Genomic DNA, 12,696 nt, shown 5'->3' with positions numbered 1-12,696 from the left:
ATACGAAGAGAAGACGGTCAGGTCAGTCTAGCGGCCGGTCGGGGGATACCCTAAGTAACAAAGTGCAACGGAATCTTCTGTTCGATTACAGGCGTGACATCGGCGATACGAAGCTGGCGACGCGGCCAGCCGGATGTCAGCGCGATGCCAGTTCGATGCCAGCATCGCGGGATTCGACGCAACGAATGCGCGATGCGCGGCAGTTTCGTTGCCGCCGTCGCGCCGCCGACCAACGACGCTCAGCCGCGCACGGGCAAGCGCCGCATCAGCATCGCGCTGTGCCACGCGGTCAGCGCGACGGCGACCCAGATCGGCCCATAGGTCGCGAGCTGCGCGACGCTCAGCGTCTCGCCGAGCAGCAGCAGCGACACCGCGACGAGCAGCACTGGCTCGACGTAGCCGAGGATCCCGAACAGCGCCATCGGCAGCATCCGGCTCGCCTTCAGGTAGCTCGCGAGCGCGAGCGTGCTGAGCACGCCGAGCCCCGGCAGCAGCGCGGCCCACAGCAGCGGATGGCTGGCGACCGGCGTCGGGCTCGCCGACACCATCGCGAGCGCGACCGGGCACAGCAGCACGATCTCGCACGCGAACGCGGCCAGCGAATCGGCGTTGATCCGGCGGCGCAGCACGAAATACGGCGGATAGCCGAGCGCGACGACGAGCGTCGGCCACGCGAACGCGCGCGTCGCCCACACCTCGTGCGCGACGCCGAGCGCCGCGCACGCGACTGCCGCCCATTGCAGCGGGTCGAGCCGTTCGTGATAGTAGAAGCGGCCGACGAGCACCATCGTCAGCGGCAGCAGGAAATAGCCGAGCGACACCTCGAGCATGCGCCCGTGCAGCGGTGCCCACAGGAACAGCCACAGCTGCAGGCCGAGCAGCGCCGCGCTCGCCGGCAGCGCGATCAGCAGGCGCCAGTCGCGCACGCTGCGCCGCACGAGCTCGACGAGCGCCGGCCAGCGGCCGCGCAGCGCGATCAGCGCGAGCGCGCCCGGTGCGGTCCACAGGATGCGCCACGCGAAGATGTCGAGCCCGGTGAGCGGCGCAAGCAGTTTCGCGTAAGCGGACATCAGCGCGAACAGCGTCGACGCCATCACCGACAGCGCGATGCCGCGCCCGGCCTCCGGATACCCCGTCATGTTGTTTTCGCCTTACTGCTGCTGGAAGCGCTCGAAACGCCTTTCGACCTGACGCTCCTCGAACGTGACTTCGGTCACGCGCGCCGACGGCGGCCCGTGGCGCAGCCACGCGAGCATCCGGTCGATCTGCGCGCCGGGGCCCTGGATCATCGCCTCGACACTGCCGTCCTCGAGATTCGCGACCCAGCCGCGCAGCTTCAGCGCGTGCGCCTCGCGCACCGTCGCGTGACGGAAACCGACACCCTGCACGACGCCGCGCACCCGCACATAGTAGGTCTCGATCCGTTCGTCCAGTTCATTGCGGCTCATTGCGTCGCCCTCCCGTTGCATTCAAGCCCGGCATTGTAGTCGCGTCGGCCGCATCGCACACGGGCCCGGCGGCCTCGCCATCCGCCGCCGCAGCAGCCCGGCTCGGCCGCCGCGCGGCGCTCGCGTCGCGGTGCGCGCCGACCACGTACAATCTCGCCGACGCACAACCGCCGCGCCGCCCGCGCGCGGCCCCGAAGGAAACGCATGACTGATACCTCCCGCGATCTCGTTCTCGTCACCGGCGCGTCCGGTTTCGTCGGCTCGGCCGTCGCACGCATCGCGCAGCAGAAAGGCTATGCGGTACGCGTGCTGGTGCGCCCGACCAGCCCGCGCACGAACCTCGCGGATCTCGACGCCGAGATCGTCACCGGCGACATGCGCGACGAGACGTCGATGCGCGCCGCGCTGCGCGGCGTGCGCTACCTGCTGCACGTGGCGGCCGACTACCGGCTGTGGGCGCCGGATCCGGACGAGATCGAGCGCGCGAACCTCGAAGGCGCGGTCGCGACGATGCGCGCCGCGCGCGCCGAGGGCGTCGAGCGGATCGTCTACACGAGCAGCGTCGCGACGCTGAAGGTGACGAGCGCCGGCGACCCGTCCGACGAGAACCGGCCGCTGACCGCCGAGCAGGCGATCGGCGTGTACAAGCGCAGCAAGGTGCTGGCCGAGCGCGCGGTCGAGCGGATGATCGCCGACGAAGGGCTGCCGGCGGTGATCGTCAACCCGTCGACGCCGATCGGCCCGCGCGACGTGAAGCCGACGCCGACCGGCCGCATCATCGTCGAGGCCGCGCTCGGCAAGATTCCCGCGTTCGTCGATACCGGCCTGAACCTGGTGCACGTCGACGACGTGGCGCACGGCCACTTCCTCGCGCTCGAGCGCGGCCGGATCGGCGAGCGCTACATCCTCGGCGGCGAGAACCTGCCGCTGCAGCAGATGCTGGCCGACATCGCGCAGATGACGGGCCGCAAGGCGCCGACGATCGCGCTGCCGCGCTGGCCGCTCTACCCGCTCGCGGTCGGTGCGGAGGCCGTCGCGAAGTTCACGAAGAAGGAGCCGTTCGTGACCGTCGACGGGCTGCGGATGTCGAAGAACAAGATGTATTTCACGTCGGCGAAGGCCGAGCGCGAACTCGGCTACCGCGCGCGTCCGTACCGCGAAGGACTGCGCGACGCGCTCGACTGGTTCGGCTCGGCGGGCTACCTGAAGTAACACAAAGCGGCGTGTTTCACGCCGCATTGCGCACTTTGTTACACGTCGCCGACGGACCGGCGCCGGCGCAGCGGTTAAAATCGCGGGTCTTACGCAGAGAAGACACGCATGAACCTGAACGAACAGATCGATTCGCTCAACGCGGGCGTCGATCAGCTCCTCCACGATCACCACGCCGCGCAGCAGGCGGCCCGCAGCGCGGAAGCGTTCGCGCGCGCCGCCGCGGCGGAAGCCCAGGCCGCCGCCGAACGTCACGCCGTCGCGGAAACAGAAGCACGGGCCGCCGCGCAGCGCCATACGGCCGCAGCCGCCGACGCCGATGCCGCGCAGCAGCGCCACGCCGACGCCATAGCCGCGGCCGAAGCCGCCGCCCAACGCCACACCGAAGCCGCCGCGCAGGCAGAAGCCGCCGTCCAGCGGCACACCGAAGCCACCGCGCTGACCGAAGCGCTCGCGCAGCGTCACGCGGATGCCGAAGCCGCGTCGCAGCGCCATGCGGCGGCGATCGCCGAAGCCGAGGCCGCCGCGCAGCGTCATCACGCCGCCGCGACCGAAGCGGATGCGGCCGCGCAGCGTCATGCAGCTGCCACCATGGAGGCCGAAGCCGCCGCGAAGCGCCATGCGGAAGCGGCCGCCGAAGCCGAGGCCGCGACGCAGCGCCACGCGGCCGCGATCGCCGAGGCCGAGGCACTCGCGCAGCGTCACGCGCAGGCGATCGCGGAAGCGGAAGCCGCCGCGCAGCGCCACGCCGATGCGACCGCCGAAGCCCAAGCCGTCACGCAGCGTCACACCGAGGCGATCGCGCAAGCCGACGCGGCCGCGCGACGTCACGCGGAGGCGACTGCCGAGGCCGAGGCCATCGCGCAACGCCATGCCGAAGCGATCGCACAGGCCGAAGCGGCCGCCGAGCGTCACGCAAAGGCGATCGCCGACGCGGAAGCGCTGGTCGAAGCGGTCGTGAAGGACGCCGCGACGCATGCGGCCGCGATGGCAACCGAGCCGGCCGCCGCGGCTGAAGTCATCGAACCGGCTGTTGAGCCCACCGTCGAGCCGGTAGCGGACGCAGCCGCGCCGGTTGTCGCGGATGAAGTCGTTGCAGCGCCGGCCGACGCGACCACCGCCGTCGTCGCGACGAACGCCGCCGACGCCGCGATCGAAGTCGCCCCCGTCGACGCAGCGGACGTCCCCGCGGACAAGGCGACGCTGCACGTCGCGCGCCCGTCGCAGAATGAACTGACGCTGACCGTCAACGGCCAGTCGATCACGCTGCACCCGGAACAACTGGGCCAGCTGATCGAGGAACTCGCGCACGCGCGCGCGTCGATGCAGCCGGAACCGCCGCCGGGTATCCCGGCCGGCTGGCGTTTCGTGACGACGAAGAACCCGATGATGGCCGTGCAGAAGCAGTCGAACGGCGACCGCCTGCTGGTCGCGCGCCACACCGGCTACGGCTGGGTGCCGTTCACGTTCTCGCCGGACGTCGTGATCCAGATGTACATGATGCTGACCCAGCGATAAGCACGCGCGGCCGCACCGCAAACGAAACAGCCCGACCGGTTTCGCACCGATCGGGCTGTTTGCATTTCCGGGGTCCGGCGTGACGGCCGGCATGCGCCGGCGTCGTTCGGTTCAGCGCTCCACCGGCGCCTGCACGCGCGCCTTCCACTGGCCGCCCTTGCCGCGCCAGTAGCGCCACGCGGACACGAAGGTCGCGCCGACGTAGAACAGCGCGACGAGCGGCAGCACGGGTGCCCACAGCGGCGAGCGCCGGTAGTAGCGCAGCATCGGCGCATACGCGGTGCACATCGACGCCCAGGCGAGCCACGCCGGCCACGCGCGCGCGCCGTAGACCAGCGCGGCCACGGGCGGCACGAGATAGATGATCGTCATCCCGAGCAGGGTGCCGGCGAGCAACAGCGGCGAATAATGGAGCTGCGTGAACGCGGTGCGCGCGATCATGTTCCAGATGTCGCGCCAGCCGTCGTACGGACGCAGCGACACGCTGCGGTCGGCCAGATCGAGCCGGATCGGATGCCGGCCGCTGCCGCGATGCTTGATCTGCGCGGCGAGGCTGCAGTCGTCGATCAGCGCGCCGCGGATCGATTCGATGCCGCCGGCTTCCTCGAGCGCGCTGCGCTTGACCAGCATGCAGCCGCCCGCGGCGCCGGCCGTCCGGTTGCGCGGATTGTTGATCCACGAGAACGGATAGAGCTTCGCGAAGAAGAACACGAACGCCGGGATCAGCGCCTTTTCCCAGAACGAATCGCAACGCAGCCGCACCATCAGCGACACGAGATCGCGCTGTTCGGCCTGCGCGCGCGTGACGAGCTGGGCGACGGCGTCGGGCGGATGGCCGATGTCGGCATCCGTCAGCAGCAGGTAGTCGGCCGGCAGGCCGAGCGTGCGCACCGCGGCGATGCCTTGCGACTGCGCCCACACCTTGCCCGACCAGCCGGCCGGCAGCGGCTTCGCGGCCAGCACCGTGAGCCGGTCGGCGCGATTGATCGCGAGCGCGGCCGCGCGGGCCGCGTCGGCCGTGCCGTCGTCGCTGTGGTCGTCGACAATGATCAGATGAAAGTCGCCCGGATAGTCCTGCTCGAGCAGCGACGTCGCCGCGCGGGCGATCACGTCGACCTCGTTGCGCGCCGGCACGACCGCGACGACGGCCGGCCAGCCGGCCTCGGCCGCCGCGCCGCGCGCCTCCGGCGGCAGGGCCCGCGCGGGCCGCGCGCGCCAGAAGCCGCCGCGCGCGACGAGCAGCACGATCCAGATCAGCAGCGACAGGCCGGACACCAGGAACGTAATCGCCAGCATCATCGGCACGCCTCCTCGCGGATGCCGGCGCGAGCGGCCCGGCCGCCCGCGGCGCCGGATCGTTCGATCACAATAAGGGTCGGAGTAAAAACACCCATGACCGCACGAGCGGCAGGGCAATACGCGTAAGAATCGACGGTCATCGAATGGCCTTGAAATGAGCGCGACGCCGGGCGGCCGGACAGGCTGCCCGCGAAACCGCGCAGTTTACCGGGTTCCGCGCACGCGAGCGCCGACGCGGCTCTGCGGCGGATGCACCACGGTCGATACAGCACCAGAGCAAGGACGGCCCGATAGGGTTAAAATGCGCGACTAATTCGGGGTTCCGGGGCCTGGCCTGGCCGGTTCGTTCCTGCCTTCATAACATCAAGCCGGGGCGAGCGAGCAGTGCCAGCTCCTCGAACCCCGGCGTCTGTCGTCGGAGTTCGCTCACTTATGCGAGTCATCCTTGCCCAGCCCCGCGGCTTTTGTGCGGGGGTTGTCCGTGCGATCGAGATCGTCGATCGCGCGCTGCAACAGCACGGCGCGCCGGTCTATGTGCGTCATGAGATCGTGCATAACCGGCATGTCGTCGAAAACCTGCGTGATAAAGGGGCGCGATTCGTTGAGGAGCTCGACGAGGTGCCGCACGGCGCCGTGGCGATCTTCAGCGCGCACGGGGTCGCCCAAACGGTCGAACGCGACGCTGAAACGCGCGGGCTCGACGTGCTGGACGCCACCTGCCCGCTCGTCACGAAAGTGCACGTGCAGGGCCGCCAGTACGTCGCGGCGGGCCGCCGGCTGATCCTGATCGGCCATGCGGGCCATCCGGAAGTCGAGGGCACGATCGGCCAGATTCCGGCCGAGGTGATCCTCGTGCAGAGCGAGGCCGAAGTCGATACGCTGACGCTGCCGGTCGACACGCCGGTCGCGTACGTCACGCAGACGACGCTGTCGGTCGACGACACGCGCGGCATCATCGAAGCGCTGCAGCGCCGGTTCACCGACATCGTCGGCCCGGACACGCGCGACATCTGCTACGCGACGCAAAACCGCCAGGCCGCCGTGCGCGAGCTGAGCGGCCAGGTCGACGTGCTGCTGGTCGTCGGTGCGACGAACAGCTCGAACTCGAACCGCCTGCGCGAGATCGGCACCGAAAGCGGTGTACCGAGCTATCTCGTCGCCGACGGCTCGGAAGTGAAGGCCGAATGGTTCGCGGGCGTGCAGACGGTCGGCCTGACCGCCGGCGCGTCGGCACCCGAGGAAATGGTTGAGGATGTAATCGGCGCGCTGCGCGCGCTGGGGCCCGTCGATGTCACGACGATGACGGGCCGTGAGGAAAAAGTCGAATTCAAGTTGCCGGCGAAGCTTACGCAAGCTGTCGCCCGCGAAGTTTAAGGAGGACAACTCTTGTCTATTCCGCTGCTCCAGCAAGTCCGCGTCGGCGCATACATCATGCGCCAACACCTGTCCGGCAACAAACGCTATCCGCTCGCGCTGATGCTCGAGCCGCTGTTCCGCTGCAACCTCGCGTGTAACGGCTGCGGCAAGATCGACTATCCGGACCCGATCCTGAACCAGCGCCTGTCCGTCGAGGAATGCCTGGAAGCCGTCGACGAGTGCGGCGCACCCATCGTGTCGATCGCCGGCGGCGAGCCGCTGCTCCACAAGGAGATGCCGGAGATCGTCAAGGGCATCATGAAGCGCAAGAAATTCGTGTACCTGTGCACGAACGCGCTCCTGATGGAAAAGAAGATGGACGACTACCAGCCGAATCCGTACTTCGTCTGGTCGGTCCACCTCGACGGCGACAAGGACATGCACGACCATTCCGTGTCGCAGGAAGGCGTGTACGACAAGGCGGTCGCGGCCATCAAGGAAGCGAAGCGCCGCGGCTTCCGCGTGAACATCAACTGCACGCTGTTCAACGATGCGATCCCCGAGCGCGTCGCGAAGTTCTTCGACACGCTGGGGCCGATCGGCGTCGACGGCATCACCGTGTCGCCGGGCTATGCGTACGAGCGCGCACCGGATCAGCAGCACTTCCTGAACCGCGACAAGACGAAGAACCTGTTCCGCGAAATCCTGAAGCGCGGTGAAGGCGGCAAGCGCTGGTCGTTCAGCCAGTCGTCGCTGTTCCTCGACTTCCTGGCCGGCAACCAGACGTACAAGTGCACGCCGTGGGGCAACCCGGCGCGTACCGTGTTCGGCTGGCAGAAGCCGTGCTACCTGGTCGGCGAAGGTTACGTGAAGACCTTCAAGGAACTGATGGAAGACACGAACTGGGACAACTACGGCGTCGGCAACTACGAGAAGTGCGCGGACTGCATGGTCCACTGCGGCTTCGAAGCCACCGCCGTGATGGACACGATCGCGCATCCGCTGAAGGCGCTGCGCGTGAGCAAGAAGGGCATCAAGACCGACGGCCCGTTCGCACCGGACATCTCGATCGCGAAGCAGCGCCCGGCCGAGTACGTGTTCTCGCGCCACGTCGAGATCAAGCTCGAGGAAATCCAGCGCGCCGGCAAGGGCAAGCTGCAGAAGCCGGCGAAGCCGGCAACGGCGGCTTAAGCGCGTGTCGCTGTGCGGAGGTTCGCGCCTCCGCATCGGCCGGCCTCGAAGAAGCGCCACGGAGTTCGCTCCGTGGCGCTTTTGTTTTGTCGGACGTCGTCAACAGGCACGGTGCGCGTCCGGGCATGCAGCGGCATGCGCATGCGAATGCCGCCTCCGGATGGTTGTTCCGCGACAAGACGTGTCCGACACGGACGCGCGATAATCGGGCATCGGCCGTCAGTCTCGGCTCTCATCGCTTCCCCATTCATTTCTCAAGCTCCGCCATGGCTGCCATCGACACCACCGCCATCGACAGTTGGCACGCACACGTCTACTTCGACGCCGCGAGCCGCGACGCGGCCTGGGCGTTTCGCCTCGTCGTCGAAGAGCGGTTCGGCACGATCATCGAACTCGGCCGCTTTCACGAACGCCTCGTCGGCCCGCATCCGGCCTGGTCGTACCAGATCGCGTTCGGCGCCGCGCACTTCGACACTCTCGTGCCGTGGCTCGTGCTGAATCACGGCGCGCTCGACATCTTCCTGCATCCGAACACGAACGACGAACTGCGCGACCATCGCGACAGCGCGGTGTGGATCGGCCAGTCGCATGAACTGAACCTCGGCGCGCTGGGGGGCTGACGCAGACGGCGGTACGCGGTCGCGTCCGGCATACGCGACATCCACGTTTCGGTTTGGGCTGAAACGTCCGGCAGCGTGGCGTCGATACAGTGGTGACGTCACCCACGCTTGCCGGAACCCGCCATGCCCCACGCCGACACCGATGCGCAACGCATCCATCGCGACTGGCACGCCGCCGTCGTCGCACGCGACCTCGACGCGCTGATGTCGCTGTACGCGGACGACGCGATCCTCGAAACGCCGCTGATCGTCGTCACGCTGCCCGACCACGGCTCGGGCGTGCTGCACGGCAAGGCCGCGATCGGCGAATTCTTCGCGGCCGGGCTGGGTAATCCGGGCAACAAGCTCGGGCGCTGGTACCGAACCGGGCTGTTCTTTTCGAACGGTCAGCAACTCACGTGGGAATATCCGCGCGAGACGCCGGAAGGCGATCAGGTCGATCTCGTCGAGGTGATGGATCTGCGCGACGGGTTGATCGCGCATCATCGCGTCTACTGGGGGTGGGTCGGGTTCATGGCGCTGCGGGACGTCACGCCAGCGGCTGGTCGCCCCTGATGCCGACGACCGCGAACAACGCGCGGCACGCCGGTTCCGGCTTGCACGGCCACCCGATGCGGCCACTCATTCGCCGCCACCCCGCGCCGCTCACGCCACATACATCGCGACACTGACGAACTGGCACAGGCTGCCGGCCAGCACGAAAAGGTGCCAGATACCGTGCCCGTGGCGGATGCGCTCGTCGTTGATGAAGAAGTAGATCCCCGCGCTGTAGATGACGCCGCCGGCCACGAGCCACACGGCGCCCACCGGCGGCAGCGCATGGATCAGCGGGCGGATCGCGACGAGCGCAAGCCAGCCCATCAGCACGTACAGCACCATCGAGACGATGCGCGTGCGCCGTCCGAGCGTGAGTTCCTGCGCGATCCCGAAGGCCGCGAGCCCCCAGCTCACACCGAACAGCGACCAGCCCCACGGGCCGCGCAGCGTGACGAGCGTAAACGGCGTGTAGCTGCCCGCGATCAGCAGATAGATCGCCGAATGGTCGCACTTCTGCAGGATCGCCTTCAGCCGCGGGTTGCGCACGCTGTGATAGGCGGTCGAGATCGCATAAAGCAGGATCAGCATCGCGCCGTACACGCTGAAGCTCACGATCTTGTAAGGATCGCGGTCGAGCGCGCCCATCGTCACCAGCGCGACCAGCCCTGCCACCGACAACACCGCGCCGACGAGATGGGAAATGCTGTTGAAACGCTCACCGACATGCACGACGGGTTCTCCTGCGCGGATTCTTCGGAAAAAAAGCAGGTCATATGATACCGGCCGGCGGATCGAGCCGCGCTGAACGAGGTCAAACGCCGCGGCGATGGTGATCCGCAAGCACGCCGCGGGCCCGCCAGGAAAAAAGCGCCGCGAATTGCTTCGCGGCGCCTCCTGGTCCGTCACCGGACAACCTTGTCGTCAGGCTGAACTGGTCAGGTTCAGCAACACTTCCCCGCCCCCGATCCGTACCGTGCGTTCTGACGTTCGCGGAAGAATTCCTCATACGTCATCGGCTCGCGGTCCGGATGGGTTTCGCGCATGTGCGCGACGTAGGTGTCGTAGTCGGGCAGGCCGACCATCAGCCGCAACGCCTGCCCGAGGTAACGCCCCGCGCTGCGCAGGTCGCTGCCAAGATCGGTGAACATCGCGGCCTCCCCTTAACGTCCGCTACCCAACGCCTGCGCGGCCGGCATTGGCTCGTACGGCGTCTCGCGCACGGTGGGCCTCGACTCGCGGCGCGCGCGCAGCACGGCGAGCAGCCCGTACACCGCGATCGCCACGACGACGAAGATGAACAGGCCGGCGAGCGCCGCATCGATGTAGTCGTTGAAGATGATCCGCTGCATCTGCGCGATCGACTTCGCCGGCGCGAGCACCTTGCCTTCGTCCACCGCGGCCTGCAGCTTCGCGGCGTGCGCGAGGAAGCTGACCTTCGGGTTCGCGTCGAAGATCTTCTGCCAGCCGGCCGTCAGCGTGCAGATCAGCAGCCATGCGGTCGGCACGATCGTCACCCATGCGTAGCGCTCGCGCTTCATCTTGAACAGCACGACGGTGCCGAGCACCAGCGCGATCGCGGCCAGCATCTGGTTCGAGATGCCGAACAGCGGCCACAGCGTGTTGATGCCGCCGAGTGGATCGACCACGCCCTGGTACAGGAAGTAGCCCCACGCGGCCACGCACAGCGCGGTGGCGACCAGGTTCGCGGGCAGCGACTCGGTGCGCTTGAGCGCCGGGTGGAACGTGCCGAGGAGGTCCTGCAGCATGAAGCGGCCCGCGCGCGTGCCGGCGTCGACGGCGGTCAGGATGAACAGCGCCTCGAACAGGATCGCGAAGTGATACCAGAACGCCATCATCGCTTCGCCGCCGATCACCTGGTGCAGGATGTGCGCCATGCCGACGGCCAGCGTCGGCGCGCCGCCCGCGCGCGCGATGATCGTGGTTTCGCCGACGGCCTTCGCGGTCTGCGTCAGCATGTCGGGCGTCAGCACGAAGCCCCATTGCGTGACGGTGTTCGCGACGGCTTCCGGCGTCGAGCCGAGCACGGCGGCCGGCGCGTTCATCGCGAAGTAGATGCCCGGCTCGATCACGCATGCGGCGACCAGCGCCATGATCGCGACGAACGATTCCATCAGCATCGCGCCGTACCCGATGAAGCGCGCGTTGGTTTCGTTGTCGATCAGCTTCGGCGTCGTGCCCGACGAGATCAGCGCGTGGAAGCCCGACACGGCGCCGCACGCGATCGTGATGAACAGGAACGGGAACAGGTTGCCCGACCACACCGGGCCGGTGCCGTCGACGAACTTCGTCAGCGCGGGCATCTTCAGTTCCGGTGCGACGACCAGGATGCCGATCGCGAGGCCGAGGATCGTGCCGATCTTCAGGAACGTCGACAGGTAGTCGCGCGGCGCGAGCAGCAGCCACACCGGCAGCACCGAAGCGACGAAGCCGTAGCCGATCAGGATCCACGTGAGCTGCGTGCCGCTGAAGGTGAACCACGCGGCGAGCGCCGGCGAATCGTGCACGGTCTGGCCGAACGCGATCGACGCCATCAGCAGCACGAAGCCGATGATCGACACTTCGCCGATGCGGCCCGGACGGATGTAGCGCGTGTAGACGCCCATGAACAACGCGATCGGAATCGTCGCGGCGACGGTGAACGTGCCCCACGGCGAATTCGTCAGCGCCTTCACGACGATCAGCGCGAGCACCGCGAGGATGATCACCATGATCAGGAACGCGCCGAACAGCGCGATCACGCCGGGCACCGTGCCGAGCTCCATCTTGACGAGATCGCCGAGCGAGCGGCCGTCGCGGCGCGTCGAGATGAACAGCACGATGAAGTCCTGCACCGCGCCGGCGAACACGACGCCGGCCAGGATCCACAGCATGCCGGGCGTGTAGCCCATCTGCGCGGCGAGCACGGGGCCGACGAGCGGCCCGGCGCCGGCGATCGCGGCGAAGTGATGGCCGAACAGCACGTACTTGTTGGTCGGCACGTAGTCGAGGCCGTCGTTGTACTTGACCGCCGGCGTCATCCGCAGCCCGTCGAGCTGCATGACCTTGCTGGCGATGAAACGGCTGTAGAAGCGATACGCGATCAGATACACGCAGACTGCGGCGATCACGATCCAGAGCGCACTGACGCGTTCGCCGTGCGCGAGTGCGATCGTGCCGAATGCGAACGCGCCGAGCAGCGCGACCGCGATCCAGAGCAGGGTGCTGGAAGCCCGATTCATGGCGTCTCCTGGTCTCCAATGTGGTTTTGAGTGGATCCGGCGAGGCGCCGAACCCGCGTGACGTCGATGCGTCGTGCCGCGTCTCGTGGAAGCCGCGGCGATGGGCCGTAGTATTCCGCGCGACGGGGGAGGCTTACAAGCGGACAACTACGTATGACGATCTACGTAGAATTACGTAGAGCGGAACGGTGCCGGAGCCAACTTTGGCCGCCGTTGTGCCGGTCGGTACAATCTCGCCCCCCTCTCCAGCGGAAGGTTCGTTGGGCACAGTCATTT

General features: G+C 67.9%; 12 protein-coding genes. 6 read left to right on the top strand and 6 right to left on the bottom strand.

Annotated elements, in window-relative coordinates; all coding sequences use genetic code 11:
• Window positions 1-239: 239 nt before the first annotated feature.
• Entirely contained in the window at window positions 240-1,139 is a 900-nt protein-coding gene (gene rarD / locus DIE06_RS05250) for an EamA family transporter RarD (RefSeq protein ID WP_124660467.1), read from the bottom strand.
• Window positions 1,140-1,151: 12 nt separating this feature from the next.
• Window positions 1,152-1,448 carry an acylphosphatase gene (locus DIE06_RS05245; protein ID WP_098554284.1) on the bottom strand — a complete coding sequence of 99 codons (297 nt, stop codon included), beginning with the start codon at window positions 1,446-1,448 and terminating at the stop codon, window positions 1,152-1,154.
• 204 nt (window positions 1,449-1,652) lie between these two features.
• On the opposite strand from DIE06_RS05245, the gene hpnA reads away from it, so the two are divergent.
• Both hpnA and DIE06_RS05230 read left to right on the top strand, forming a co-directional pair.
• Window positions 1,653-2,660: a hopanoid-associated sugar epimerase gene (hpnA, locus tag DIE06_RS05235; RefSeq protein WP_124660466.1), complete on the top strand. Its 1,008-nt coding sequence runs from the start codon at window positions 1,653-1,655 to the stop codon at window positions 2,658-2,660.
• Between the two features lie 108 nt (window positions 2,661-2,768).
• Window positions 2,769-4,178 (top strand): phage tail protein, encoded by a 1,410-nt coding sequence (locus DIE06_RS05230; protein ID WP_124660465.1) that lies wholly within the window; start codon window positions 2,769-2,771, stop codon window positions 4,176-4,178.
• A 111-nt stretch (window positions 4,179-4,289) separates the two neighbouring features.
• Here DIE06_RS05230 and DIE06_RS05225 read toward each other — a convergent pair whose 3' ends face one another.
• On the bottom strand, window positions 4,290-5,477 hold the full coding sequence (locus DIE06_RS05225) for a glycosyltransferase (protein ID WP_124660464.1): 1,188 nt from the start codon (window positions 5,475-5,477) through the stop codon (window positions 4,290-4,292).
• Window positions 5,478-5,909: 432 nt separating this feature from the next.
• Here DIE06_RS05225 and ispH point away from each other — a divergent pair, with 432 nt between their 5' ends.
• From ispH to DIE06_RS05200, 4 genes are all read left to right on the top strand, one after another.
• The gene (ispH, locus tag DIE06_RS05215; RefSeq protein WP_124660463.1) at window positions 5,910-6,851 is read left to right on the top strand and encodes a 4-hydroxy-3-methylbut-2-enyl diphosphate reductase; all 942 of its coding nucleotides are present in this window, start codon (window positions 5,910-5,912) and stop codon (window positions 6,849-6,851) included.
• A 12-nt stretch (window positions 6,852-6,863) separates the two neighbouring features.
• Window positions 6,864-8,024, top strand: a complete 1,161-nt coding sequence (gene hpnH, locus DIE06_RS05210; protein ID WP_124615350.1) for an adenosyl-hopene transferase HpnH — start codon at window positions 6,864-6,866, stop codon at window positions 8,022-8,024.
• Between the two features lie 266 nt (window positions 8,025-8,290).
• A complete protein-coding gene (locus DIE06_RS05205; protein ID WP_124660462.1) occupies window positions 8,291-8,644 on the top strand; it encodes a DOPA 4,5-dioxygenase family protein in 354 nt (117 codons plus the stop codon).
• Between the two features lie 123 nt (window positions 8,645-8,767).
• On the top strand, window positions 8,768-9,199 hold the full coding sequence (locus DIE06_RS05200; protein ID WP_124660461.1) for a nuclear transport factor 2 family protein: 432 nt from the start codon (window positions 8,768-8,770) through the stop codon (window positions 9,197-9,199).
• A gap of 90 nt (window positions 9,200-9,289) precedes the next feature.
• Here DIE06_RS05200 and trhA read toward each other — a convergent pair whose 3' ends face one another.
• From trhA to DIE06_RS05185, 3 genes are all read right to left on the bottom strand, one after another.
• Entirely contained in the window at window positions 9,290-9,910 is a 621-nt protein-coding gene (gene trhA, locus DIE06_RS05195) for a PAQR family membrane homeostasis protein TrhA (RefSeq protein WP_124660460.1), read from the bottom strand.
• A gap of 212 nt (window positions 9,911-10,122) precedes the next feature.
• Window positions 10,123-10,329 (bottom strand): YbdD/YjiX family protein, encoded by a 207-nt coding sequence (locus tag DIE06_RS05190; protein WP_027781714.1) that lies wholly within the window; start codon window positions 10,327-10,329, stop codon window positions 10,123-10,125.
• A 12-nt stretch (window positions 10,330-10,341) separates the two neighbouring features.
• A complete protein-coding gene (locus tag DIE06_RS05185; protein WP_124660459.1) occupies window positions 10,342-12,420 on the bottom strand; it encodes a carbon starvation CstA family protein in 2,079 nt (692 codons plus the stop codon).
• Window positions 12,421-12,696: the final 276 nt, after the last annotated feature.

This window comes from Burkholderia sp. Bp8998, assembly GCF_003854235.1.
In the GTDB taxonomy this organism is placed as follows: Bacteria; Pseudomonadota; Gammaproteobacteria; order Burkholderiales; family Burkholderiaceae; genus Burkholderia.
Note: the sequence above shows the minus strand (reverse complement) of the source record. Positions and strands in the feature narration are given on the sequence as shown.

Bases quoted from the DNA above. Each gene is read 5' to 3' on its own strand.
- rarD (WP_124660467.1), bottom strand. From the start codon at position 1,139: ATGACGGGGTATCCGGAGGCCGGGCGCGGCATCGCGCTGTCGGTGATG.
- DIE06_RS05245 (WP_098554284.1), bottom strand. From the start codon at position 1,448: ATGAGCCGCAATGAACTGGACGAACGGATCGAGACCTACTATGTGCGG.
- hpnA (WP_124660466.1), top strand. From the start codon at position 1,653: ATGACTGATACCTCCCGCGATCTCGTTCTCGTCACCGGCGCGTCCGGT.
- DIE06_RS05230 (WP_124660465.1), top strand. From the start codon at position 2,769: ATGAACCTGAACGAACAGATCGATTCGCTCAACGCGGGCGTCGATCAG.
- DIE06_RS05225 (WP_124660464.1), bottom strand. From the start codon at position 5,477: ATGATGCTGGCGATTACGTTCCTGGTGTCCGGCCTGTCGCTGCTGATC.
- ispH (WP_124660463.1), top strand. From the start codon at position 5,910: ATGCGAGTCATCCTTGCCCAGCCCCGCGGCTTTTGTGCGGGGGTTGTC.
- DIE06_RS05205 (WP_124660462.1), top strand. From the start codon at position 8,291: ATGGCTGCCATCGACACCACCGCCATCGACAGTTGGCACGCACACGTC.
- DIE06_RS05200 (WP_124660461.1), top strand. From the start codon at position 8,768: ATGCCCCACGCCGACACCGATGCGCAACGCATCCATCGCGACTGGCAC.
- DIE06_RS05190 (WP_027781714.1), bottom strand. From the start codon at position 10,329: ATGTTCACCGATCTTGGCAGCGACCTGCGCAGCGCGGGGCGTTACCTC.
- DIE06_RS05185 (WP_124660459.1), bottom strand. From the start codon at position 12,420: ATGAATCGGGCTTCCAGCACCCTGCTCTGGATCGCGGTCGCGCTGCTC.